A 24,113-nucleotide genomic window follows, 5' to 3' on the forward strand; every position below is an offset into this window, starting at 1 on the left:
TACAACTTACGTATTAAATAAAAAACATTTTGTTACATATAAGTACGTATTTATTATATTTTGTTTCATAATAATATTGTTACATTTTAAATTAATTACAGTAAAAACTATAACGGTAGGGTTATTTTGATTTTATATTAGGGTAAGATTATTCTTAGTATCGTCTGTCTTTTTAATTAACATAATAGTATATACATTCTACATTTTAGAGTGTTAAATAGAATGAAAGAGTTATAGATGTTTTTAGAATTAATGTAGTCCTCTATAACATAAAGCTTAGATTTTATATGAGTTTTATTCGGGTTTAATAGTTTCTCTATTTAAATCCTCTTCTTTTCATTTTTCGTAGAGTATGATAATTGCCGTTACTACTAGCTATGATGAATTTTGCTATAGCGGTTAACTATTAGAGTTTACATTGTTTACTCGATTATCAATGAAGTTACATGACATGTATATTCGCCCAATGATAATACTTAAGCTTATTGAGGGTGATTTTAACGACTGAGTCATTGACTTCAATTGATATCTTTAGCATGAAAATGGAGTTTATCTACTGCTGTATTACGTTCAGAGTTAGAGTGCTTAGGCAGTAAATCATAAATTGGCAAAGGAGGGGCTTCTCTCACTAGAAGTCAGTCTTAGAAAAACCAGTCATACCATCCAGCCCCATTTCACGACCTAATGCCGTCATGGGGTGGACAATGACCAGCCCTCGCACGGTTTTTTTCAGCTTACCAAGATCAGCTTGTTCTTTCTTCGTAATAGGGCGTTTGAATGGCATATCTACCAATTTTTGCGCTTCTTTACTTAATTTTTTGTTACGTACCTCTTTTAGACGAGCGATTTCAATTTCCAGCGTCGCTTTTTCTTTCTCTAGCTCGGCGTATTTTTCTGCTTCATTCGTCAATTGCATACTGGTCATTTGGTGACGAATAAGGTCTAAACGGTCGCTAAGAAGCTTAATTTGTGTTTTTTCGATTTCTTTCATTATTTATTAACCGTGGATAAATTTTATTGTGGGCAAGTATACACTATTGCGGGAAAGAGAGGGAAAAGAGATGCTGGCTAATGCCCCTTTGAAGTTACCTTTATCGTTCACATCCATGTGATGAAAACAACATAACTACCTTATAAATCAACTTATCACTCAACTATCCATCGTATTTTATTCTTTTATGTCTTAGTGACATCATGATTAAGTGCTTGCATTGCGGTATCATCACTGCCCTTTCTGACATATTATATTTAATTTTCTAAAAAATTATTATTTTTAGTTAATTTATCGTTGGTATATAGCGAAATATAACGAGGTATAGATGAGATCATAATGACTAAACGTAAATTTATTACACGTACAGAAGTTAATTCTTTATTGGAGGCTACAAAGCAAGGTCGCTATCCTAATCGCGACTATTGTTTGTTATTAATGAGCTTTTTGCATGGGCTAAGAGTGAGTGAGCTCACTCATATCACAATGTCTGATATTGATTTGGTGCAGAAAGTGATATTTATTAGGAGACTAAAAGGAGGGTTGTCTACCGTACAGCCTATAATTCCCGAAGAGTTTACTGTGATTGAAAAATGGCTAGTTGAACGAAATTCTTGGAAAACAGCAGGATCAGATTGTTTATTCATTTCACAGAAAGGAAGCCAAATTTCTCGTTATCAAATTTATCGTTTATTTGAACAGTATGGAAAAATAGCAGGGCTTCCTGTAAAGCTTCATCCTCATATGCTAAGGCACGCATGTGGTTATGCATTAGCTGATTTAGGTAGGGATACACGATTAATCCAAGACTATTTAGGGCATCGAAATATCGCTCATACTGTCATTTATACTGCTAGTAATGAAAAAAGATTTAGCGGTATTTGGTCGAATAAATAAGCAATTTAATGACTTGTGTCAACATAAAGCTAACATTAAACATAATAATATGAACTAAACACCAAGAATACCTCAGTTATTTAGGCAATTGATATGATAAAGCTGAGGTATTCTTATGCATATTAAGGGCAAGAATTATTTTTAAAGCCATAAATAACATGTTCAAATGACTTATTTTCCAACCTCTAAAAATAAAATTAGTTAATAATTTTATCTATTCTTTTTTTTTGAATTATCATAACTTAATTACTCCAATTAAGGGTATCAGTAACCCGCTTGCGTTGTTAACTAATTGTTATCATATTTTAATCATTTCTTTTACAGTGATAGTCTATTTTGGATTATCTAATAAAGTTTCTCTGTTAAATGGCGTGTTATAAGCGAGGTTTTTTAGATGATAAATTCATATTTTTTGTTTTTGTAAGATTAAAAATCTATATTTTGTGGTTTTTGATGTATTAACGCAGTATGTAATAAAAAAATTAATCAATTATCGATGATAATCAACTGAATGAATAAAATGCCTATAAAAATCAAGCTACAACGCAACATAATAAATCAAAATGTTTAAATTACCTAATAAGTATAATTATCAGGCTAACCAAAATCAAATAGCATAAAATTCTGTTACTGTAATGCATTTTAGAGGTAATTATTAATTAATGTAAAAAATTGTCATTAACAACAAAAAGTTATCATTCATGATTTTTATATGCAATAAAACCAACCAGTCAAATAATCTAAATCTACCAGTTTAGTAGATATATTAAAGATTTTAATTCTGACGATTCTTATATAAAAAACAATTTGTCTAAAACTTATTTAACGCAACATTTTGATTTATTTTGTTGCGTTTTTTTTCATGTAAAAAATGAATTGTTTGTTTTATGAGCAGCTCTGATTGTTTTGCCACATTACACAAGGCTTTATTGGTGAGATATGAAAAGTAATAAATTAAAGACCAGTATAGATAGCTTTCAGAAAATACTAACCGAACAAATTGGCATGGAATTATCCTATCTTAGAAAGGAGAAAGGGCTTAGTGGTAGTGAGTTAGCTAAAAAATTAAAGATATCACAACAACAAATATCTCGTTATGAAAGAGGAATATGTAGCATTAACTGTGGAATGCTATTTTCAATTTTATTCTATCTAGAAATCAGCCCGAGTGCATTTTTTGAAAGTGTATCATTGAAAATAAATGAAAAACATCCTAGTGCTAATTCATTTATTCATAATAGTGAGTGTTTGTCCGATGGAAAGGATAACTACCATTATATTTTTAATCGACAAACAGAAGTTATTTTAAATTCTTTATACAGCAAATAGTTATTTTAAAAATAATAAATTCTAACTATGCCCTACATCATGTCGGGTAATCATCACGTTGTTATATATAAATGAGGTTCAAATGAAAAAAGTATTTTTAGCCGCACTAGTTTCTGCCGCTATTGCATCTCCAGCACTGGCTGACCAAGGACATGGTAAAGTCACCTTTAAAGGTGAAATTATCGATGCACCTTGCTCAATTAGTTCAGATTCTATTGACCAAACAGTATGGTTAGGCCAAATCGCTAACTCTATTTTAGCGAATGGTGGTACTTCTAGCGCTAAACAATTCAATATTGAATTGGAAGACTGTGTATTCCCGAAAGATGCAGATGACAAAGTGTACAACGATAAAGTGAGTATCACATTCTCTGGTTCTAGCGCTGCTTTCAACTCTAAATTATTGGGTGTAACAGGTTTAGATGCAACAGACCCAACTATTGCTGGCAACGTAGGTATTCAATTAACGGATACTAATGGTGCAGCATTAGATATGGGAGTTGCAACAGCTCAAGAACACCAATTACAAGCGGGTGATAATACATTGCGTTATAGCGCTTATGTACAAGGTGCGAATGTTGCGGTTGATAAAATTCCATTAGGTAAATTTGAAGGCGTAACTAACTTTACCTTAACTTATAACTAATTGATTAGTTTAAGAGGAATACCTTTGTGTTCCTCTATTAATCACCAAACTAAGTCAGAGGTTAAAGTGAAAGGATTTATCTATTTGCGAAGAAAAGCATCTTCTCTATTTCTTCTAACATTATTTCTTTCGCCACAAATGGCAGCATCATCTCATGGATGGGGAAAAGTCACGATGAATGGCGAAATAGTCGATACTGCCTGCGCAATAGATATTGGGTCTAGGGATCAGACCATTAATATGGGGGTGCTTCCAACAAGCTATATTCGTGAAGTTGGGAAAGGCCCCATAAAAGAATTCAATATTAAGCTCATTGATTGTCGTTGGGAAAAATATTCGAAAGATAATAACGAATGGAATTCACTCGAAGTCACTTTTGATGGCCCATCTGAAGGTGATTTTTTCACACTCTCGGGTGAAGCAAAAGGAGTGCAATTGGCATTGCATGATATATCTGGATATTCCATTACACCAGGAAAACCATTACCTGTATTAGGAATTACGCCAGGGACAATGATCCTGAAATATCAAATGCAATTAGTCACCAATTATCATCCTGTTAAAGCGGGTAATTACCAAACCTTATTAAGGTTCAAGGTCGATTATTATTAATTCTAAGAAATTATATTGGTGTTTTAGGGATGTTTTTTATGTTTTTTAAACAACACAAAATAAATATAATAACGACAACGATAATGATTACATTTGGAACATTATCCGCTCAGTTATATGCTGCTGATACTATACAATTTAATACGGCGTTATTTGATTTAGAAGACAAAAAAAACATTGATATTAAGCAATTTTCACGTGCAGGCTATATTATGCCTGGCACCTATCCCCTCAAAGTACAAGTCAATAAAGAAACTTTACCTGAGCAACGGTTTTCATTCTATGCGCCAGAGAATGACCCTGAAGATAGCCTCGTTTGTATCACACCAGAACAAGTCCAACAGCTAGGGTTAACAGCCAGTTCGTTGAAGCAAATTACGTGGTGGCATAATAATGAGTGTCTTGATTTATCCAGCTTACCCGGCTTTCAAGCTCGAGGGGATTTATCTGACTCAACATTGTATCTGAGTATACCTCAAGCCTACCTTGAATATAGAACAGCTAATTGGGACCCGCCCTCTCTGTGGGATGAAGGGGTTTCAGGGGCTATTTTAGACTACAATATAAACGCAAGAGCGAATAAGCCTCATGATAACAATAGCAACTATAATGTGACAGCAAATGGTGTCGCAGGTGTGAACCTTGGTGCATGGCGTTTCAGGGGAGATTGGCAGGGACGTGCTCAACGAGAAAATGGCTCGAACAGTAAAAATGAGCATGATTTTCAATGGAGCCGACTATACGCCTATAAAGCGTTAACCAGTATTAAAGCGAAATTGACCTTAGGTGAGGACTATTTTAACACGGATTTATTCGACAGTTTTCGATTTACAGGTATTGGCTTACGCTCTGATATCTTAATGTTGCCGCCTAATTTACGTGGCTATGCACCTGAAATAACGGGTGTTGCGACGACAAATGCGACGGTGATTGTTAGCCAACAAGGGCGGATTATTTATCAAGAACAAGTCGCTGCGGGTCCTTTCCGTATCCAAAATTTAAGTGATGCGACGACGGGAAAACTGGATGTTCGAATCGAAGAGCAGGATGGTTCGGTTCAAGAATATCAGGTTGAAACAGCCAATATCCCTTATTTAACTCGACCAGGCAGTATTCGATATAAATTAGCGATGGGTCGTCCAACGGATATGGATCATCATGTCAATGGAGATACATTTGCGAGTGGTGAAATGTCGTGGGGTGTCACTAATGGTTGGTCATTGCTTGCAGGCTCATTAAATAGCCAAGACTATAATGCATTCAACGTGGGTGTAGGCCGAGACTTACTGGCATTTGGTGCCTTATCTTTCGATATTACGCATTCAATTGCAAATATTCCTAATGATAAAAAACTCACGGGTAATTCTTATCGAATAAACTATTCAAAACGTTTTGATGACTATGATAGCCAAGTTCAATTCGCGGGTTACCGATTCTCAGAACGCAGCTTTATGACTGTAACCGATTTTTTAACGGCTAAAGATTCAGGTGAGCGTCAAGGTAGTAATAAAGAAATGTATGTGATTTCTTTAAATAAAAACTTTAGGGAATCGAGAATTACAGCTTATTTAAACTACTCGCACCAGACTTATTGGGATAAGCCAGAAAGTAATCGCTACAATTTAATGGTGACAAAAACCTTAGATTGGGGAAGCCTGAAGAACATTAATATTTCGTTATCGGCTTATCGCAATAAATATAATGAAACAAATGATGATGGCCTGTATATCTCAGCGTCAATGCCTTGGGGAAATGGTGCAAATATTGGTTATTCATTGCAAGCAACACGTGATGATACCGTTAATCGAGCAACCTATTATGACAAATTGTCCGATAGAACCAATTATCAAGTCAGTGCAGGTTCGACCAACAAAGGTGGAACCGCAAGCACCTATATTACCCATTATGGTGATAATACTAAGTTAACTGCAAATGCCAGCTATATTCACAATAATTACACGTCATTTGGGGTAGGGGCACAAGGCGGGTTTACCATGACTTTAAATGGTGCGGATGCTCACCGAGTCTCAAATATTGGCGGAACTCGTTTACTGATTGACACCGATGGTGTGGCTAAGATCCCTGTATCAGACCGAGGTATCCCTATTGCATCAAATGCATTTGGTAAAGTGGTTGTTCCTGACTTAAATAGTTACTACCGCAGTAAAGTTAAAGTTGATTTAAACGCATTACCGAATAATGCCGAAGTAACGGATTCTATTGTTCAAGCGACATTAACAGAAGGTGCGATTGGCTATCGCAAATTTAATGTACTGTCTGGTGAAAAGATGATGCTTTCAATGCGTATGTCTGACGGTTCTGCACCACCATTTGGTGCTCAGATTACGAATTTGAAAGGAAAAGAAACGGGAATAGTCACCGATAATGGATATGCCTATGTTAGTGGTATCAACCCAAATGAAGTCATGATTATTCATTGGGGTGGCGAAGCACAATGTGAAATTAATTTTCCAGAAAATTTAGAAACAATTCATCAAGGATTATTTATTCCTTGTAAACCATTATCAAATAAACGTAATGAAGCAGATAATAATCTGTAGATGAGTGATTGCTATGAAAAAATTAACTAATTTATATATCAGTACTATTTTACTAAGTTGTTTAGTTAGCGGAAGCGCATTCTCGGCAATTGCTTTAGATAGAACCCGAGTTATTTTTAATGGCGATCAAAAAAGCGTTTCAATTACTATTACTAATAAAAATAATCAACTGCCTTATTTGGCTCAAGGGTGGGTTGAAAATATTCAAGGGGTAAAAATTACTTCACCGTTTGCAGTATTACCTCCGGTGCAAAGAGTTGAACCCGAAAAATCAAGCCAAGTCCGTATTGAAGCGCTCCCTGAAATTAGTCAGTTACCTCAGGACAGAGAAAGTGTTTATTACTTTAATTTAAGGGAGATCCCACCAAAAAGTGATAAGCCGAATGTTTTGCAATTGGCGTTACAAAGCAAAATTAAATTATTTTATCGCCCTAAAAGTATCATGCTAAGTGAAACAGAAATGCTGAATAACCCTTGGCAAGAAAAAACACAGCTTATTAAGCAAGGTGACCAATATATCATTAAAAATCCAACTCCCTTTTATATCACGATTATTGGTGCAGCTGAACGTAAAGATTCACCAGTAAATCAGAATTTTAAGGCAGTTATGGTTGCACCATTTAGTGAAGAAAAATTAGGGGTTCCAAGTTCTACTGTGGGATCAAACCCAGTATTGACCTATATAAATGATTATGGTGGCCGACCAAAACTTCAATTTAAATGCCAAGCAAACACATGTCAGGTTGTTCCTGAAAATAAATAGAGAGGAAAATGATGATTAATCAAAAAAGCTTTTCCCTACTCTTTGGATTATCTCTCATATTTCATTCATCTGTTATATATGCGGCATCAAATAATGCCTTTTATAACACGACAGGAAATTGGGATGTTGAAGGTGCAAATGGCAAAATTTTCGTTTATGGCTCGTTAACGGAAAGCGCCTGCCATTTATCGATGGATTCTGCATTTCAATCTGTTGATTTAGGTAACATTGAAACGGCATCATTAAAAACAATTGGGGCTCAAGGCCACAAGACACCGATAAACATCGAATTACTGGATTGTATCGAAACCCCAACTGTTTTGCGAAACAATAAATCAGGTAATGTTACATGGAGTATTTCTCAGCCTGGCATGAAAATTAGGTTTATCACGCCAGTTGTTCCTTTTAGGCCGAACATAGCGAAAGTTGAAGGTGTGAATGGACTTGGATTACAGATAACTAATCCTAAAGGGAAAGAAATTGCTTTTGGTGAGTATAGTGAACCTGAGCTTATTTCTACGGGGCAAAATATTTTAACTTATTATGTAGCACCCGTAAGAATTGCAGAGAAATTACAAGCAGGGGCTTATCGAAGTGTTATTTCTTTTCAAATAACGTATGAATAATCTTAATAGATTGTCTGATATAGCATTGAAGGTATTTATATGAATAACTTAAATTTCAATTTTTATAAATTTAAAAAAATAATACTCTCCATGCTATTTAGTTTGTTATTTTTTTCGTTACCGAGCCATGCCAAAAATGGCCAAATAGGTGAAATTAAAATACGAGGGCAGCTTGTCGCTGAAGCTTGTACAGTAAGGCCTGGTGATGAAAATATCATTGTGGACTTTGGTACTATCGTTAATAAGTACCTCTATATTAACCAAAAAACGCCACTTGAAAATTTTAATATTCATTTAGATGATTGTGATAATAGTATTTTTAAAACGGTGACCGTTAAATTTACAGGAAGCGAAAATACTCATTTACCTGGCCTTCTTGCATTAGACTCTGGCAGCATGGCTTCGGGGATCGGAATTGAAATCTTAGAATATAGTGGTAAAAAAATTCCCATTAATAGTACGACATCTGCATACAATCTAGAGAATGGTACGAATATTTTAAGTTTTAATGCAAATGTACAAGGGGAACCTGACGCAATAAAAAATAAAAGTATTGCGTTTGGCCATTTTACTGCAACCGCTGTTTTTAGTTTAATTTATGATTAAGGTATCAGTAACAATGAAGATATTAATATTACTTCTCGCAACCTTATTATTTTCTCCGGCCATTTTTGCATTCCAGTGTAAAACTAATGGGGGACAAGAAGTTGGTGGGGGAACGCAAAGCATTTATGATGTTCCTCTCGATAATGATATTTTTGCTGTACCTAATCGTATAAATGAATTCGCGGATGTGAGTGATTTTATGACCTGCCGTAATGAAGCCCCCAATGCTTATGTCGATTATTTAAATGTGACTGGTGCTGACCTTGGCCCTGTATTTAAGAATAACCCTGAATTAAAAGCGGGTGTCGTAGTGCGCGGTGCTTATTATTTAGCACCATTTAGCGGTAAAGAAATTCAAGTATTTCGTTTAACTACAGCAAGTGAACCTTTACAAATTAAATTATATTTACAGGTAAATGTTAAACCAACGCCATCAGTATTGGTTAGAAAAGGCGATTTGCTGATGACATTAGATCTCCATAAATATGCGACATTTGTAAATAGTAATCAGCATATTGACCACGCCTATTTTAAATGGAATTTTTATGCAGGTAACGACGTGGTTGTTGGAACAGGTACATGTGATATTAATGATAACCAAATCATCATTGTTGATTTTGAAACAGTAAATGCATCGGGTATTTCAACGGTGGGGAGTGCAAGCCGTTTTCAACGTAACGCAGAAATCACTTATAGTTGCGAAGATAATAATCTGACAGCGCCAATAAAGATGATTATTAGCGGAGAAACGTCGACTTTTTCATCTGATGCTTTACTTGTTAGAACTGGAGATATTGGTAGCCAAGGTCCTATTATGCCTGGATTGGGTGTTGAGATTTATCATCAAGGACAAAGAGTTTCCCCTATGAATGGGCACTTCGATTCAAAAATAGAAAATGGGCATGGTAGAGATACATTAATGTTTACGCTAGTTAAAAAACCTAATTTATCTCCAAATGAATTGATAGAAGGCCAGTTTAGTTCAGCAGCGACCATTATTATGTCCACTCCGTAGCAATTAAAGTAGAGAGGTTTTTATGTTGATGAAAGCCTCTAACTTTTCTCGTCAACTCCCTATGGTTACTGAGTAAATTGTGTGTATAAGAAAATAATTTTTTATAGACACATTTTGGATTAGACAAAATAAGTTAAATACACCAAATTTTGAATTGTCATCGTTATTATATTTTCTTAAATATCATCACATAATTTCTCTATCAATGAAGCTCAAAACCTATCAGGTCTCAGCAGCTACAGGTATAATCACATAATTATCTGATAGATTTAGAGGCAAAGATGGCAAAACTTACCTTACAAGAGCAAATGTTAAAAGCGGGATTGGTGACAAGCAAGAAAATGGCCAAAGTCCAAAGAACAACAAAAAAGTCACGGGTCCAAGCTCGCGAAGCCAGAGAGGCTGTTGAGGAAAATAAAAAGGCACAACTAGAGCGTGATAAACAGCTAAATGAGCAACAGAAACAAGCGTTGTTAGCAAAAGAATATAAGGCGCAAGTGAAACAATTGATTGAAATGAATAGGATTAATATTGCAAAGGGCGATATTAACTTTAATTTCACAGATAATAATGTAATAAAACAAATCGTTGTAGATAAAACCACTCAGACTCAGCTGATTAATGGTCGTCTCGCAATTGCACGCTTACTAATTGATAACACGGATGTATGTGAATATGCCATTATTCCTGCGAGTGTAGCCGATAAAATCATACAAAGAGAGGCAGATTGCATTGTATTAAACAATGCATTAAGCCAAGAGCAGCAAGATGAAGACGACCCATATGCTGACTTTAAGGTGCCCGATGATTTGATGTGGTAATACTTTTCCATGTTTTAAGTTACCACATTAGTATGATTTAATTGCTTTTTAAAAGGGGCTCGTGCTGTATGCTTTGACCCGTTCCTTGCTAATTGGATGGATAAAATGCAGTTCACTCGCATGCAACATTAAGCGCAGAGCATGTTCTGTATTGGCAAGTAGGCAGCCACCATATAAGTCACACCCTAAAATAGGGTGGCCTAATAGTTGGCAGTGAATACGGAGTTGATGGGTTCGGCCCGTTTCGGGGGTTAATAGTACTCGAGTTAATGGCAATGTTGCTCCATTGTCGAGTGTGTGAGTCAAGCGTTCGATAACTTGATAAGCCGACCGCGCGGGCTTGCCTTGGTGTTCACAAATGGACATTCGAGGGAAAAGCTCAGGCTTTTTGGCGATTGCGGCGTCTATTACTCCATGGTTATTATTCAAGTGCCCACAAAGGAGTGCATGGTATTTTTTCGTCACGGATCTTTGGCTAAATTGCTGGTTAAGTGCCGCGTTTATCTGTTTATTTCGCGCTACAACCATTAACCCCGAGGTGCCAAAATCGAGGCGGTGCACTAAGGTGCAATTTGGAAATATTTGCGCTAAGCGGTAGTGCACAGAATCTAAGTTTTGTGGGTTTTTTCCTGAAAGGCTTAGCAAACCACTTGGTTTATTAATAAGAACAAGGTACTCATCCTGATAGACAATTTCTATCTTATCGTGACAGGGCGGCGCAATAAAGGTGTCGATGATTTCAGTCATTAGCCTTTCCAACAAAAAATAGCGGTTGATAATAACCAATTTTTAGTCGGCAGGCGAATGCTTGCCACTTGCATCACGTAAATTTATCACTCAGACTAAAAGCAAAGCCGTAGTTTACACATGTATTGTGCTCTATACTGCGCATTGTAAAAACTGAGTCAATAAATGATTAACTAGGTGGTAATGGCAATGAATGGAACAATCACAACATGGTTTGAAGATAAAGGTTTTGGATTTATCAAAGATGAAAATGGCGATAACCGTTATTTTCATGTGGTTAAAGTTGCCAATCCTGACTTAATTAAGAAAGATGCTTTAGTGACTTTTGAACCTACCACGAATACAAAAGGGTTATCTGCTTATTCGGTAAAAGTTATACCTGAGAGCAAATATGTATATATTGCGGGTGAGCGCATTAAAATAACCTCCATCAAGTCTTATCGAGTTTATAGCGAGGAAGTCCCTGCGGATACCCGTATTGATAAAGAAAATACTGTGTTATCTGTCGGTGCATTGATGAATAGTATCAAGCCAAAATCTGCTACTCAGCCGGGTGAAATGCGTTCACTAAAAAAATTGGATATTCATACGTTACATGGTACGACGTTAACTTTCTCTGAAGATGAAATTGACATTGATGACGCAGTAAAACTACTCAAGTTTTAATTATTCGGTTAACTCTATATTTAAAAATTGATTTTATCATCAAAGAGCCGTGAATGACGGCTCTTTTGTTTAAGCATCATCAACTGACCTTCCACCTTCTATATAGTATGTCATATCTCACCTCCTCCTTCTTTTAGTTAAATAGCTAAAATTGTCTTTATTTAGTACGTCGGAGGGTATCGGCCGAAAGTTCGAAGAGCGCTAAAAAACTTATCAACCTGAGAAGCCAGTTAAGCAGGTGGGTTCTTAAGGAGTAGGCTTGTTTGGATCACCGATAAAATAGGTGGCACAGTTATCAGAGTGCTTATCTAGTATGAATATCTTTAGATTGAATGACAGAATAAAGAATTTATACGTTGAATCTTAAATGCATCAGAGTATTCTTAAGTGATTAAATGATGCTTGATTTAATAACAAGCGGATGGATGAGTATTAAAAATGATCAAGATTAATTTAAGTGTTAATAGAAAATCAATAAAAGGTATTTTTATCACACCTCGTAGTTATTCGTAACATTTAGCCCGCATACGCATCTTGTGTGTTATTTTTAGCGACAAATTATGTACAAATATTAATTTCGGTATTTATGTCTGAATAAACTCAACAATGAACGCATTCTTGGTATATAACACTGAAATACCTCTCTAAATATCAGTTAAGTTACATATAAAACACATAACTTATTGATATCAAATGAAAATAACAATTTGAAAACTATTTGAAAACCATAAAAATGGATTTCCCACCGGTTTGACAACCTATATGAGTAGAATTAATATTATCCACGAACTCTGGTAGACAAGAGTTAATTAAATAGACATAAAGATATTTTAAAATTAAGTTTTTAACCCTAAGCTAATTTAATTTTTTATTAAATAGCCAAATAAATGTATTTATTTTTTGGATTTAATAATGAGATAAATCATATTAAATCTTCATTAATAAAATAAAAACTTAATCTGTAATTCTAAAATTTATATACCCATTAATTTAATCTTTAAATTAAGACGTTCTCACATACTTAGGAATGATTATTATGAAATTGAATAAACTTGCTTTAGTTGGTGCATTCGCGGTTGCTACTCTTTCTTCTCAAGCTTTTGCTGCACAAGATGCAACTGTTAACTTTAATGCACGTTTAGTTGCTGCAACTTGTGATATCAGCGCTTCTAAAGATTTAGTTAGCTTAGGTACACACTCAACTGAAAACCTAGACACAACTAAAGCATTATCTGAAGCAAACTTTAACTTAGTTTTAAATAACTGTACTAAAGTTTATGACGATTCTGCAAACCAAACTGCTGATGCAACGACTGTTTCTATCTTAGCAATAGGTGAAGCATTAACTGGTCACTCAGATATGTTTGCTGACGCTCAAGCATCACAAATCGGTGTTAAATTAGCTGCTGGTAAAGCAAAAACTGAAGTTAAACCTAACATTGCAACTGAAATTACTGACCTGAAAATAACCGGTAAAAATGACTACATCATCCCAGTTGTTGCTGGTCTGTACGCAACGGCTTCTGATGCTGTCGCACAAAACTTAAATGTGCCAGTAACATTCAGCGTAGCATACGACTAATCACCGTCGTGCGTTAATTTAGCTAGTAAAGCAGGCAGTTATTTATTACTGCCTGCAAATTATAAGAGAAAAAAAGAATGCTAAAATTAAAATCCTTACTTTTTATCTTATTTGCTTTTTCGTTTTCTTCTCAAGCGGGTGTCGGTTTAAGTCAAACCCGTATTGTTATTGATGAAGCAACAAACTCTGCTGCAATTACTGCACGAAATGAAGACAGTAAATCGTATTTAGTCGCCAGTTTTATTACACAAAAATTAGATAGCAAAACACCTTCTGAAGGTTACTTTGTCATTACGCCTTCTATTTTTAAATTAGCGCCAAAACAACGTAATATTATTAAAATAAAAGCGCTCACACACAAGTTTCCAAAAGATCGTGAAAGTATGTATTACTTTCACTCAAGAAATGTCCCTGAATCCGATAAAGCGGATGGGGTAAAAGTCGGGTTAGAAAGTGTTATTAAAATTTTCTATCGACCGGCTAATCTGCCGATGCAGCAAGAAGAAGCATTTAAAGGCATCAAAACTAAAAGTACCTCCAATGGCGTTAAGGTAGTCAATAACTCGCCTTACTATATCAATTTGGCTGGTTTATCTGTTAATAACAAAGCGATTAAGCTTAATAAACAAAATAATGTTATTGCCCCATTTGCTGAAATGAACTTTGTTTCTCAATCAAAAGTGGGCGCTGTTAAGTGGGCTGTTATCAACGACCTTGGAGGATACAATGAATATCATGGGACTGTTGAGTAAAGGGATATTAGCGCTAAGTGTCATTGTATTCTCAGGCTCAATTATTGCTCAGAATGGGCAAATACAGTTCAAAACCAAAATCATAAAAGGAACTTGTGAGTTTGATGATAACAGTGAGTTAGATAAATATATTGATTTTAATAAAAGTGGAATGCTAACAGCATCTGATGTTGACGAAAGCCCAATTAATCAACCGATAAAAACTGAAAGTTTTTCTTATACCATTACTTGTCAGAATTTCCCGGCAGGTACTGAAAAGAAAATTAAAATAAAATCTAAATCGGCCGCATCAACAACATTTAATAATGGTATTTTTTTTGGATTAGCAGATACAACTAAAACGGGTTTTTTACTTGAATCCTGCGACAATAACAACCAAAATTGTCAGGCGGTGAAAGATGAAGGGATTTCCACATTTCCTTCCACAACCAGCGATTCAATTGTTGTGAATTACCAAGTTAGCCTTGTCAAACGAGAGAATAACGTTAAGCCAGGCGATGCTAATGCTGCGGTTACTTTTGAATATTATCAGGATTAAGAGCCATGAAAAAAATAAAACAGGGGTTACTGACTTTTTTAATGCTCCTCATGCATTACCCCGTGATGGCGGCAGATGATTACAAAGTAGAATACCAATTTTCTGTTTTATTTTTAGCTAAGACCTGTGAAATTGATGTCCCAAATGAAATTATATTTGGTAATGCATCTGGTGTCACAACCGTCAGTGAAATTAAAAAGGATACGGTGGCAAAGAATTTCTCGATTGGTTTAAGAAATTGTACTACGACGGATCAAAAAACGGCGGCGGTTTATTTAGCATCAGGTAATACATTAAATGGCAGCAAAAACTTCTTCAATGATGACCCAAATGGTGTCATCGGTGTTCAGTTATTAGAAGGAAATCGGGTTATTGATGTTAATCAGAACTCATTATTAAAGCCAGATGCAGCCTCAATAATTTGGGATAATATTCAAAGTGTCAGTGAAACAAAAATGGTGACAGCCAAATTACGTTGCGCTGAAAGCAATTGCAACCCTAGCGATGGTGATTTCTCTGCAACATTAACTATTGGCTATTATGCCGATTAATAATATAGCGGAAGTTTAAATGAAAAAGATAATACAAGCCTTATTAGGCATAGTTTTTGTATCACAAGCTTCATTTGCTGCGGTTTCACTCGACCATTCAAGGGTTATCTTTACTCAGAATGATAAAAGTCAAAGTATTACAGCACATAATAGTGGTGGGAAAAAATATCTGGTACAAAGCTTAATTTTTTCAACCTTAGAAAAGGAGGGTGAGGCTAGTGAAAATTTCACAGTCATACCTCCAATTGTAACACTAAAAGAAAATTCAAATAACGCATTGAAAATCATACCAAAATCATTAGGCGATTTACCTAATGATAGAGAGTCCTTATTTTATCTCATGTCTAATTTTATTCCTGAGACACAACAAAGGAATAATGATGATAGCGATAAGGTGAACACAAGATTCAACTTATCAACAAAAATTGTAATAAAGATGTTCTACCGTCCAAATGGAATTAATGGTCATGTTAATGATTACATTAATAAACTAACAGCAACTCAGGTAGGAAAGAAAATTGTAATTAAAAACCCATCTCCTTATTACTATACCTTAGTAAATATAAAGATGGATAACATCGATTATGATAGTGATAGAGCACCAATGGTAGCCCCATTCTCAACAGTTGAATTAAATACAAATAGAAAAATATCAAAGTTAGAGTGGAGCATAATCAATGATTATGGTGGAGAAACAAAAGCAAAACCACTCATCTTAAAGGGTACTCAACATGATTAAAAATAGCGTATGGTCCTTTTGGTTTATTATTCTACTTTATCCACTAATTGCATCGGCGGATAACTCAACAGGATTTGACTTTGTACTAAAGCGTTATGTTTATAATGAAAGCAACTCAGGCGGTATTAGTGTTGATATGACTAATGCAAACCCCGATAGCTATTTAATGGAAGCTTGGGTTGCTAATATTGATGAAGCGACCTTACTTCCTAAAAGTGAAAATAAAAATGAGCAAGTTCCATTTATTATCTTACCTCCGCTAAAGAAAATGGACCCGAATACTCAAACCTCATGGAATATCCGTCGAATTAGTAATCAAATTAATAATACTGATATACCAAAAGATAGAGAAAGTTTGTATTGGATTGGGATTAGAGCTATTCCTGGTGAAGGGAAAAATAAAAAAGAAAATAGCGTCCAATTGAATATTATCCCAAATTTCTATTTTAAATTAATCTATCGTCCTAAAGCGATTGAAGAACTTAAGACAGCGGAATTAGCGAAAAAAGTTAAGATAACTCGCAAAGGTAATTTATTACAGATTGAAAATCCAACCCCGTTCTATCTATCATTTGATTATTTAAAAGTGGCTGGAAATAGTATTAAAAATGAAGGTAGGGAAATAACATTAACGCCTTTTTCAACCAAAGATATTACATTACCTAATTCGAAGGCTGGAAAAATCGAATGGCGATTTACCGATGAATATTTAATGGAATTACCTCCTCAATCCATAGAATAAACATCGATTGAAACATAAATAACAAGAATAAATAACGAAAGGTGATGCAGTGAAAGGGATAAAAATAAAATTAATTGCATTAGAGGTCTTTATTTGTTGCTATGCAATGGCCCCCTCTTTTATGCATGCCGAATCGTATTTTGACCCCGGCCTATTAATGCACGGCAGTGGGATAGACGTTTCTCAACTCGATTTAAATGACTTTGCGGATAACAATACATTAACGCCCGGCGTCTATGACGTGGTCGTTAATGTTAACATGATCCCGTCAGGGGAATTTAATCTCGCATTTGAAAAACAGCAAGATGGTCATGTTGCCCCCGTCTTTACAGTCGGCGAACTGAAAAAACTGGGTGTTAATACGGCATCTCTGCCCAAGTTAAGAGATTTGAGTGAAGACACGAAGATTGAAAACTTATCCAGTTACATTGCCGATGCTGCCATCACCTTTGATGTACAAACGCTGACGGTGAATTTATCCGTCCCTCAAATTGCCATGGTGCCAAACTTTGCAGGCTATGTACCGCCTGAATTACGCGATGATGGCGTTACAGCGTTAGTGATGGACTATGTCTTTAACTACAGTAATAACCGCCAACTGGGCAAATATCACCAAAAAGCAGGAACCAGTGATTCTCTGTTTAGTAATATCAATGCAGGGATCAACATGGGGCCATGGCGCCTAAGAACGAGCTATTTATATAACTACAGTAAAAGCAGTGGGTCTTCCAGCACAAGTGACTCCAACTTTTCCAATACTTATATCTATCGCACCATTAATGCGATTAAATCAACGCTAAAAGCCGGGGAAATCTCGACAGGCGGGAATATTTTTGACGCCATTCCTATGAAAGGCGCCACGCTAAAATCAAACCCTCAGCTTGACCCTAGCAGCATGCAAGGGTTTGCACCTATAGTGGAAGGGGTGGCGAACACCAATGCGACTGTCACCGTGCGCCAGAACGGCAGTGTGGTCTACCAAACTTTTGTGGCGCCTGGGCGTTTTATTATTCGTGACATCCCTGCCAGCGGCTTAGCCGGGGACATGGAAGTCACGGTTGAAGAAGAAAATGGCAAACAAACTGTTTTCACTCAGGCTTATTCCTCGCTGCCAATGATGGAGCGCCAAGGCGCTTATAATTATGAAATTTCCGCGGGTCGTTACAATGGCGGAATTGCCGTGGACTCTGAGCGGAAAAACTTTACGCTTGGTTCCTTCAGCATCGGGCTACCACATAACATTACCACCTATGGTGGGGTGTTAGTTTCTAATGGGTATAACTCCTTTGTGGGTGGGGTCGGCTTATCGTTGGGTGTATTAGGGGCGTTATCTACCGATATTACCCACTCGGATGCTCGATTTTCAGGGAAAAGCCTCAAAGGGCAATCCTATCGTATCCGTTACTCAAAAAGTTTGTTGTCAACAGGGACCTCATTTGACTTAACGGCATTACGTTATACCTCTGAGAACTTCTATTCGTTCTCAGATTACAATAATGCCGGTTATGCGATTAAAGATGACTTAGCGCCTTGGACGGGAGCGCGTCAACGTTATAGTTTCCAAACCTCAATTAACCAATCTTTTGACTCTTATGGTTCCCTTTCTTTAAGAGCGTCAAAAAATACTTATTGGGGCGGCCAAAACTCAAATACCTCGGTTGGGATGTCTTATAACAATAACTATAAAGGGGTTTCTTATAGTCTCAGTTATATGGTTGACCGCGTGAAGAGCTATAACAATACTTGGCCTGAGAACCGCGTGGTTTCCTTTGATGTGTCTGTGCCGCTCAGCTTATTGACGAACAGTGAAATGGCACAAACCATGAGCGCGCGTTATGGGGTCAGTGTAGATCAGCACGGTGAAACTCGTCATCAAGTAGGGTTAACTGGTAGCGCGATGAATAGCCGCTTTAGTTATGGTCTTTATCAGAACTATGACAGTTATAATAACAATTACGGGGGAAGCCTGAATGGGACTTACTCCGCGAATAATGCAACATTATCAGCCGGTTACAGCTATTCAGATATGAGTCGCTCAATGAACGGTACCCTAAGTGGCGGTGTAGTTGCGCATTCAGATGGGGTCACATTATCGCCAAACGTGGGGGATACGATTGCGATTATCACCGCAGAGGGGGCAAAAGGGGCGTCATTATCCTCTGGCGCGCAATTTGACCGCTTTGGGAATGCCATTATTCCTCAGTTATCCAGTAACACGGCTAACCAAATTGCGGTTAATGTGAACACATTACCGGATGATACGACCTTTAAAGACACCTCGATGATGGTATATCCAACGGAAGGGGCGGTTATTAAGCGTAGGTTTAAAACCAAAATTGGTTATCAAGCGATTATTAATCTGAAAGCCACGGGGAAAATCCCACCTTTTGGGGCGATCGCGACGTTAGTATCAGAAGACGATGAAAACGATATCAATACCGGAATTGTGGGTTCAAATGGCCAACTTTACATGAGTGGGTTACCAAATACTGGTCGTATTAACGTTAAATGGGGTGGTCAATCGGGTCAGTGTACCATTAACTATTCTGCATTAGACACGATTGCAGTTACTGCAGATTCGCCAGTAAGAACTTTAACGGCGGAATGCCAGTAGTCAGACGGGCTAAAAAGACACATTATTATTTATTTTTTACCTATTTTTTGCTTATGTTCATTCATCGATACTAAGCAAAAGATAGGTAATTTTTTTGCTTTCATTAAATTGTCGGGCTAACTCACAAAAAACTCTCTTTAACTCCCCCATTGCACTATGATCTATCGTATAATCGGCGGATTGAGCACCTACATTGATTTAATGTGACTGACTAAGTTATTTTTGGGTCAATAATATGATGGGTTAACTCATCACATTGATAGGAGGGGGTATGCTAGATTTTTTGAAAAATTACGATAATTTAACCATTAGCGAAAAGAAAGTATTAAAATATCTTACAGATAATATAGCGGATATCCCTTATTTAAATATCAATGAATTAGTTGCTAAAACCTTTGTATCAAAAACGGTAATTATTAATTTATCCCAAAAATTAGGGTTTAGTGGGTTCAAAGAGCTTAAGTTTCAAATTAACAACTCTATTTTAGAGCAAAATAAAATAGAAAAAGTAAATATATCATCGTATAAAAAACAGTTAGAAAAGAATATTAATAAGAGCTTTACCTTAATAAATGAAGAACAAATTAAGGATTGCGCTAAGATTCTGCATGGCTCTAGAAATATTTTTATTGTTGCAAGAGGGACAAGCAAAGCGGTTGGCTACTACCTTGAGCATTTACTTTTTGCACTCGGTTTACACTGCTTTTTTATCAATGACTACAATCTTTCTGATTCCTTCACTCGGTTAGTCAGCAAAGATGATACCGTGATATTTATTTCTTTATCTGGTGGGACTAAAAAAATTATTGAAACGGCTAAAATTGTTCAGTTAAAAGGGGCGAATATCATTAGTATGACTGCATTTAACACGAATGAGTTAACCACCTATACTGATAACTCGCTTTTCTGCTTTGCTGATAGTTATGACACTAAGCGCGATGACACAAAATCGAGAATTGGTTTTTTTATTCTCGTCGATTTACTGATTAATGAACTAGAAAGCTTACTTTAGTTACTGCTCCACTTAGTTTTAATTTTCACTTAACACGCTTTTAAAAAGTGTCGTTTCAAAATGACCTAGGTCATAAATCATGACCTAAGATAATCTTTAAAACCGAGACATCATTTCTTTTATAAAACCCCCGAGCTAGTATGCCTTTAATTCTAATAATAGAAGTCATAAGGAAAAAGTATGGCCAGAAGAAAGTTTGGTGAATCTGTTCAACGCTTTGGGAGAACATTACTCCTTCCGATCGGTGTTTTAGCACCTATTGGTATGATATTGGGCATCAGTGGCGCGTTAGTTCAAACTTATATGATCGCGCGTTTTCCATTCCTTGGAAATGAAACTGTTAACGCATTACTCATCAGTATTCGTTCTATTGCAGGGGTAATTTTCGATAATATTCCTCTTTTGTTCGCCATGGGGGTTGCTTATGGTATGAACCAAAGAGATAAGGGGATTGCGGTTTTTGCCTCCGTAGTCGGTTACTTGACCTTGTTGATTACCATGAATATCTGGTTAGTTCTAACAGGTAAACTTGCTGATGCAGCAATCATGAGTCAAGTGGGGCAGATAAAAGTACTTGGCATACAAACCTTAAATATCAGTGCTGCGGGGGGGATCATTACAGGGTTAATTGCATCATGGGCAACCGAAAAATACTATAACCTTGAACTACCAACCGCATTTGCATTTTTCTCAGGTAAGAAATCTGTTTCCATCATTATGATTGGCTTGATGATCATAGTTGGTGCGACACTTCCTTTCATCTGGGAAGTGTTAGTTATGGGATTAATGAAACTATCAGCCGTCTTTTTAAGCCCAGTAGGTCCGTTCTTTACTGCGGGTGGTGAGCGTTTATTTATTCCTTTTGGTTTACACCACGTTTGGAACGTATTATTTAGATTTACAGAAGCGGGTGGTACGTATGTTATTGATGGACAAACCTTTGTCGGTGTTGTTCCTGCATTAACAGAAGTCTTATTTAAACAAGGCCCTGACAGTGAATATTGGGCTATGATGCCAAGCTTGACTCGCTTTATGGCACAGCAGCAAATGTTAGTGACCTTGTTCTTGTTCCCAGCGATCGCATTAGCGATTTATAAAACATCGAAAAAAGAAAACCGTGCAGAAGTGAAATCCATGTTAGTTACGATGGTATTAACTGCGATGCTCGGAAACGTGACTGAACCACTCGAATTTACTTTCGTATTTATTGCACCTTTACTGTATTTAATTTACGCCATCATTGTAGGTATCGGCGCGGTATTATTGTCTTTGGCCGGCGTCGCTATTGGTTATATTCGAGGAACAGTATTCGATTTTACTATCTTTGGATTGCTGTACGAGCACACTAACTGGATATTCTTAGTCATCATCGGGAGCTGTTTAGCGGTTGTCACTTATTTCATCTTCTACTGGGCGATTATCAAATTTGATATTAAAACGCCAGGACGTGAAGAATCGAGTAACTTGAAAAATACATTAATTAAAGAAAAGCGTTATGGGGAAATTGCGGAAATTCTGGTTGAAGCTTTAGGCGGTAAACAAAATATTCGTAACGTAGATAACTGTATTACCCGTATGCGTATCGATGTCGCAGAAGTCAATAAAATCAATAAAGATTTAATGTTGGAATCAGGATGTACCGCATTCTTCTTTCCATCGGCAAACCATGTCCACGTTGTTTATGGACCGAAGGTTGAGTTTGTTCGCAATGCTGTTGATGAAGCAATGAAGAAATAGAGAAGGGACACAAAATGAGAGCATTATACGATTCTAAAAGTAAAACAATTGATGACCGTGGTATAAAAGATCTGCTATCTAATGAAGCGAAATATAAAACTTGGTTAATGTTTGAATCAATGTTAGCTCAAGCGCAAGCAGAGTTGGGGTTTATTCCCCAGTCTGCGGCAGATGAAATAAAAGAAAAAGCGGTTATAGAGAATATTGATTTTGAAGAAATGAACCGTATTTACCAAAAAATTGGCCATGGCTTTGTACCTTTTTTGAAGGTACTCGTGAACGCCTGCTCAGAAGAAAGTGGTAAATACATTCACTACGGTATTACTACGCAGAATATTCAGCAAAGTTCACAGCTGTATATGATGAAAACAGTACACAACAAATTTATGTTGTTGCTGAGCGAAATTATTGAGAACTTATCGAATTTAGCCGAAAGAACCAAACATATGGTCATGCCAGGAAGAACTCATGGGCGTCATGCTATTCCGATTACCTATGGCTATAAGGTTTCAGTTTGGATCAGTGATTTCATTGATTGTTATCAGCGCATGCAAGAATGTGAAAAACGCGTATTCACCATTATGATGGGAGGGGCGGTTGGTGCATTTAACTCGATGCCAGAAGTTGGCATGGCAGTGCAAAAAAGAGTCGCTGAATTAACTGGAATGGAAGCGATGGAAGTGCCATCAAGAAACCTCAGTACCCATAAATTAGAATATATGGCGAATTTGGCACTGATGGCTAACATTTGTCATAAAATCGGCGAAGAAGTTTATAGCACAACCTTAGAAGAAATAGCGGAAGTTTCTGAAGGGTTTACTAAGGGTACCGTTGGCAGTAGTACGATGCCCCATAAAATTAACCCAAAATTAGCCAAGGGAATTATTGCTAATTCGCAGAAACTTTATTCCTTACCAAGTGTAGGAATGTATTCTGCAGTAAGACCATATGAAGGGGACAGTAGTTCCTATATGTTATTCGATGGGCTAATAGAAGAAGCTTTAGAATTGACGACAGAAATTCTCTTAAGGACGGAAGAGCTGTCTAGAACCATCGTTCCTCATGAGGACAGAATGCTACATAACGTACTGAGAAATAAAGGATTAGATAATACTGAGTACGTCATGATGAAGATGGCAGAAAAATTAGGTAAAGATAAAGCTCACGCACTGTTATATGAAGAAGCGATTAAGACGGCAGCTGATGGTGAAGATTTTTATACCAACCTGACTAAAAATAGTGTGATCACCGCAGCGTTCAGTGATGACGAAATCAAAGCCATGTTGGACCCAAGATCCTATATTGGTTTATCGGTGGAAATCGCGGAAAAAGAAGCAAGGCGAGGATTGGCTATTTCGCAACAAATCAAGCAACACTATAAATAAAATCATTAGTCATTTCTAAATAAAGAGTTACCTATTTTATTAGGTAACTCTTTTTAATTATATAACAGTGCTGTTATATAATTTTATAGTTTGTGTTAATTGATATGTTTGAATATAAGAAACTTATTCATTATATATAGATATACTTTTTAAATTGGTGGTAATTATTATCTCATCAAGA

General features: G+C 36.4%; 23 protein-coding genes. 21 read left to right on the top strand and 2 right to left on the bottom strand.

Annotated elements, in window-relative coordinates:
- Positions 1-628: 628 nt before the first annotated feature.
- A complete protein-coding gene (locus tag P3L56_RS00765; protein ID WP_042848564.1) occupies positions 629-991 on the bottom strand; it encodes a YibL family ribosome-associated protein in 363 nt (120 codons plus the stop codon).
- A gap of 339 nt (positions 992-1,330) precedes the next feature.
- Between P3L56_RS00765 and P3L56_RS00770 the strand changes: the two genes are divergently transcribed.
- The 10 genes from P3L56_RS00770 to P3L56_RS00815 all read left to right on the top strand — a co-directional run bounded on the left by P3L56_RS00770 (position 1,331) and on the right by P3L56_RS00815 (position 10,867).
- The gene (locus P3L56_RS00770) at positions 1,331-1,888 is read left to right on the top strand and encodes a tyrosine-type DNA invertase (RefSeq protein ID WP_042848563.1); all 558 of its coding nucleotides are present in this window, start codon (positions 1,331-1,333) and stop codon (positions 1,886-1,888) included.
- A 939-nt stretch (positions 1,889-2,827) separates the two neighbouring features.
- The gene (locus tag P3L56_RS00775; RefSeq protein ID WP_042848562.1) at positions 2,828-3,217 is read left to right on the top strand and encodes a helix-turn-helix domain-containing protein; all 390 of its coding nucleotides are present in this window, start codon (positions 2,828-2,830) and stop codon (positions 3,215-3,217) included.
- An 82-nt stretch (positions 3,218-3,299) separates the two neighbouring features.
- On the top strand, positions 3,300-3,863 hold the full coding sequence (locus tag P3L56_RS00780) for a fimbrial protein (RefSeq protein ID WP_042848561.1): 564 nt from the start codon (positions 3,300-3,302) through the stop codon (positions 3,861-3,863).
- 66 nt (positions 3,864-3,929) lie between these two features.
- Positions 3,930-4,475: a fimbrial protein gene (locus tag P3L56_RS00785; RefSeq protein ID WP_225833133.1), complete on the top strand. Its 546-nt coding sequence runs from the start codon at positions 3,930-3,932 to the stop codon at positions 4,473-4,475.
- A 29-nt stretch (positions 4,476-4,504) separates the two neighbouring features.
- A complete protein-coding gene (locus P3L56_RS00790; RefSeq protein ID WP_042848560.1) occupies positions 4,505-7,036 on the top strand; it encodes an outer membrane usher protein in 2,532 nt (843 codons plus the stop codon).
- Positions 7,037-7,049: 13 nt separating this feature from the next.
- Entirely contained in the window at positions 7,050-7,799 is a 750-nt protein-coding gene (locus tag P3L56_RS00795; protein WP_048605543.1) for a fimbria/pilus periplasmic chaperone, read from the top strand.
- 8 nt (positions 7,800-7,807) lie between these two features.
- Positions 7,808-8,425 (top strand): fimbrial protein, encoded by a 618-nt coding sequence (locus P3L56_RS00800; protein WP_048605542.1) that lies wholly within the window; start codon positions 7,808-7,810, stop codon positions 8,423-8,425.
- Between the two features lie 39 nt (positions 8,426-8,464).
- Positions 8,465-9,031, top strand: coding sequence for a fimbrial protein (locus P3L56_RS00805; protein WP_129467243.1), 567 nt, complete (start codon positions 8,465-8,467; stop codon positions 9,029-9,031).
- Positions 9,032-9,044: 13 nt separating this feature from the next.
- Complete coding sequence (locus P3L56_RS00810) at positions 9,045-10,046, top strand: fimbrial protein (RefSeq protein WP_225833140.1); 1,002 nt, start codon at positions 9,045-9,047, stop codon at positions 10,044-10,046.
- A 281-nt stretch (positions 10,047-10,327) separates the two neighbouring features.
- Positions 10,328-10,867, top strand: a complete 540-nt coding sequence (locus P3L56_RS00815) for a DUF2058 domain-containing protein (RefSeq protein WP_042848556.1) — start codon at positions 10,328-10,330, stop codon at positions 10,865-10,867.
- 48 nt (positions 10,868-10,915) lie between these two features.
- Here the strand turns inward: P3L56_RS00815 and P3L56_RS00820 are convergent, their stop codons facing one another.
- Positions 10,916-11,614 carry an RluA family pseudouridine synthase gene (locus P3L56_RS00820; protein WP_042848555.1) on the bottom strand — a complete coding sequence of 233 codons (699 nt, stop codon included), beginning with the start codon at positions 11,612-11,614 and terminating at the stop codon, positions 10,916-10,918.
- 183 nt (positions 11,615-11,797) lie between these two features.
- On the opposite strand from P3L56_RS00820, the gene P3L56_RS00825 reads away from it, so the two are divergent.
- The 11 genes from P3L56_RS00825 to P3L56_RS00875 all read left to right on the top strand — a co-directional run bounded on the left by P3L56_RS00825 (position 11,798) and on the right by P3L56_RS00875 (position 23,932).
- Positions 11,798-12,280: a cold-shock protein gene (locus tag P3L56_RS00825; protein WP_042848554.1), complete on the top strand. Its 483-nt coding sequence runs from the start codon at positions 11,798-11,800 to the stop codon at positions 12,278-12,280.
- 1,036 nt (positions 12,281-13,316) lie between these two features.
- The gene (locus tag P3L56_RS00830) at positions 13,317-13,862 is read left to right on the top strand and encodes a fimbrial protein (protein WP_272686337.1); all 546 of its coding nucleotides are present in this window, start codon (positions 13,317-13,319) and stop codon (positions 13,860-13,862) included.
- A gap of 77 nt (positions 13,863-13,939) precedes the next feature.
- Positions 13,940-14,614, top strand: a complete 675-nt coding sequence (locus P3L56_RS00835; protein WP_048609192.1) for a molecular chaperone — start codon at positions 13,940-13,942, stop codon at positions 14,612-14,614.
- Positions 14,589-15,152 carry a hypothetical protein gene (locus P3L56_RS00840; protein WP_042848884.1) on the top strand — a complete coding sequence of 188 codons (564 nt, stop codon included), beginning with the start codon at positions 14,589-14,591 and terminating at the stop codon, positions 15,150-15,152. The genes P3L56_RS00835 and P3L56_RS00840 overlap by 26 nt, the downstream gene beginning before the upstream one ends.
- Before the next feature lie 5 nt (positions 15,153-15,157).
- Positions 15,158-15,703 carry a fimbrial protein gene (locus P3L56_RS00845; protein WP_198860876.1) on the top strand — a complete coding sequence of 182 codons (546 nt, stop codon included), beginning with the start codon at positions 15,158-15,160 and terminating at the stop codon, positions 15,701-15,703.
- Between the two features lie 19 nt (positions 15,704-15,722).
- Entirely contained in the window at positions 15,723-16,442 is a 720-nt protein-coding gene (locus tag P3L56_RS00850) for a molecular chaperone (RefSeq protein ID WP_042848886.1), read from the top strand.
- Positions 16,435-17,184, top strand: a complete 750-nt coding sequence (locus P3L56_RS00855; RefSeq protein WP_166686146.1) for a molecular chaperone — start codon at positions 16,435-16,437, stop codon at positions 17,182-17,184. Before P3L56_RS00850 ends, P3L56_RS00855 begins: the two co-directional genes overlap by 8 nt.
- A gap of 49 nt (positions 17,185-17,233) precedes the next feature.
- Positions 17,234-19,798 carry a fimbria/pilus outer membrane usher protein gene (locus tag P3L56_RS00860; RefSeq protein ID WP_198860877.1) on the top strand — a complete coding sequence of 855 codons (2,565 nt, stop codon included), beginning with the start codon at positions 17,234-17,236 and terminating at the stop codon, positions 19,796-19,798.
- Positions 19,799-20,069: 271 nt separating this feature from the next.
- A complete protein-coding gene (locus P3L56_RS00865; protein WP_042843313.1) occupies positions 20,070-20,810 on the top strand; it encodes a MurR/RpiR family transcriptional regulator in 741 nt (246 codons plus the stop codon).
- Between the two features lie 180 nt (positions 20,811-20,990).
- Positions 20,991-22,547 carry a PTS transporter subunit EIIC gene (locus P3L56_RS00870; protein WP_042843314.1) on the top strand — a complete coding sequence of 519 codons (1,557 nt, stop codon included), beginning with the start codon at positions 20,991-20,993 and terminating at the stop codon, positions 22,545-22,547.
- Between the two features lie 14 nt (positions 22,548-22,561).
- Positions 22,562-23,932: an adenylosuccinate lyase family protein gene (locus tag P3L56_RS00875; protein WP_042843315.1), complete on the top strand. Its 1,371-nt coding sequence runs from the start codon at positions 22,562-22,564 to the stop codon at positions 23,930-23,932.
- Positions 23,933-24,113 lie beyond the last annotated feature (181 nt).

Origin of the sequence: Providencia sp. PROV024, assembly GCF_032709665.1 — a bacterium.
GTDB lineage: Bacteria > Pseudomonadota > Gammaproteobacteria > Enterobacterales > Enterobacteriaceae > Providencia > Providencia huashanensis.

Excerpts from the sequence above, each read along its gene's own strand:
- P3L56_RS00850 (WP_042848886.1), top strand. The coding sequence starts at position 15,723 with ATGAAAAAGATAATACAAGCCTTATTAGGCATAGTTTTTGTATCACAA.
- P3L56_RS00770 (WP_042848563.1), top strand. The coding sequence starts at position 1,331 with ATGACTAAACGTAAATTTATTACACGTACAGAAGTTAATTCTTTATTG.
- P3L56_RS00815 (WP_042848556.1), top strand. The coding sequence starts at position 10,328 with ATGGCAAAACTTACCTTACAAGAGCAAATGTTAAAAGCGGGATTGGTG.
- P3L56_RS00825 (WP_042848554.1), top strand. The coding sequence starts at position 11,798 with ATGGCAATGAATGGAACAATCACAACATGGTTTGAAGATAAAGGTTTT.
- P3L56_RS00810 (WP_225833140.1), top strand. The coding sequence starts at position 9,045 with ATGAAGATATTAATATTACTTCTCGCAACCTTATTATTTTCTCCGGCC.
- P3L56_RS00835 (WP_048609192.1), top strand. The coding sequence starts at position 13,940 with ATGCTAAAATTAAAATCCTTACTTTTTATCTTATTTGCTTTTTCGTTT.
- P3L56_RS00775 (WP_042848562.1), top strand. The coding sequence starts at position 2,828 with ATGAAAAGTAATAAATTAAAGACCAGTATAGATAGCTTTCAGAAAATA.
- P3L56_RS00865 (WP_042843313.1), top strand. The coding sequence starts at position 20,070 with ATGCTAGATTTTTTGAAAAATTACGATAATTTAACCATTAGCGAAAAG.
- P3L56_RS00820 (WP_042848555.1), bottom strand. The coding sequence starts at position 11,614 with ATGACTGAAATCATCGACACCTTTATTGCGCCGCCCTGTCACGATAAG.
- P3L56_RS00780 (WP_042848561.1), top strand. The coding sequence starts at position 3,300 with ATGAAAAAAGTATTTTTAGCCGCACTAGTTTCTGCCGCTATTGCATCT.
- P3L56_RS00795 (WP_048605543.1), top strand. The coding sequence starts at position 7,050 with ATGAAAAAATTAACTAATTTATATATCAGTACTATTTTACTAAGTTGT.
- P3L56_RS00830 (WP_272686337.1), top strand. The coding sequence starts at position 13,317 with ATGAAATTGAATAAACTTGCTTTAGTTGGTGCATTCGCGGTTGCTACT.
- P3L56_RS00805 (WP_129467243.1), top strand. The coding sequence starts at position 8,465 with ATGAATAACTTAAATTTCAATTTTTATAAATTTAAAAAAATAATACTC.
- P3L56_RS00855 (WP_166686146.1), top strand. The coding sequence starts at position 16,435 with ATGATTAAAAATAGCGTATGGTCCTTTTGGTTTATTATTCTACTTTAT.
- P3L56_RS00840 (WP_042848884.1), top strand. The coding sequence starts at position 14,589 with ATGAATATCATGGGACTGTTGAGTAAAGGGATATTAGCGCTAAGTGTC.
- P3L56_RS00790 (WP_042848560.1), top strand. The coding sequence starts at position 4,505 with ATGTTTTTTATGTTTTTTAAACAACACAAAATAAATATAATAACGACA.
- P3L56_RS00845 (WP_198860876.1), top strand. The coding sequence starts at position 15,158 with ATGAAAAAAATAAAACAGGGGTTACTGACTTTTTTAATGCTCCTCATG.
- P3L56_RS00800 (WP_048605542.1), top strand. The coding sequence starts at position 7,808 with ATGATGATTAATCAAAAAAGCTTTTCCCTACTCTTTGGATTATCTCTC.
- P3L56_RS00870 (WP_042843314.1), top strand. The coding sequence starts at position 20,991 with ATGGCCAGAAGAAAGTTTGGTGAATCTGTTCAACGCTTTGGGAGAACA.
- P3L56_RS00765 (WP_042848564.1), bottom strand. The coding sequence starts at position 991 with ATGAAAGAAATCGAAAAAACACAAATTAAGCTTCTTAGCGACCGTTTA.
- P3L56_RS00875 (WP_042843315.1), top strand. The coding sequence starts at position 22,562 with ATGAGAGCATTATACGATTCTAAAAGTAAAACAATTGATGACCGTGGT.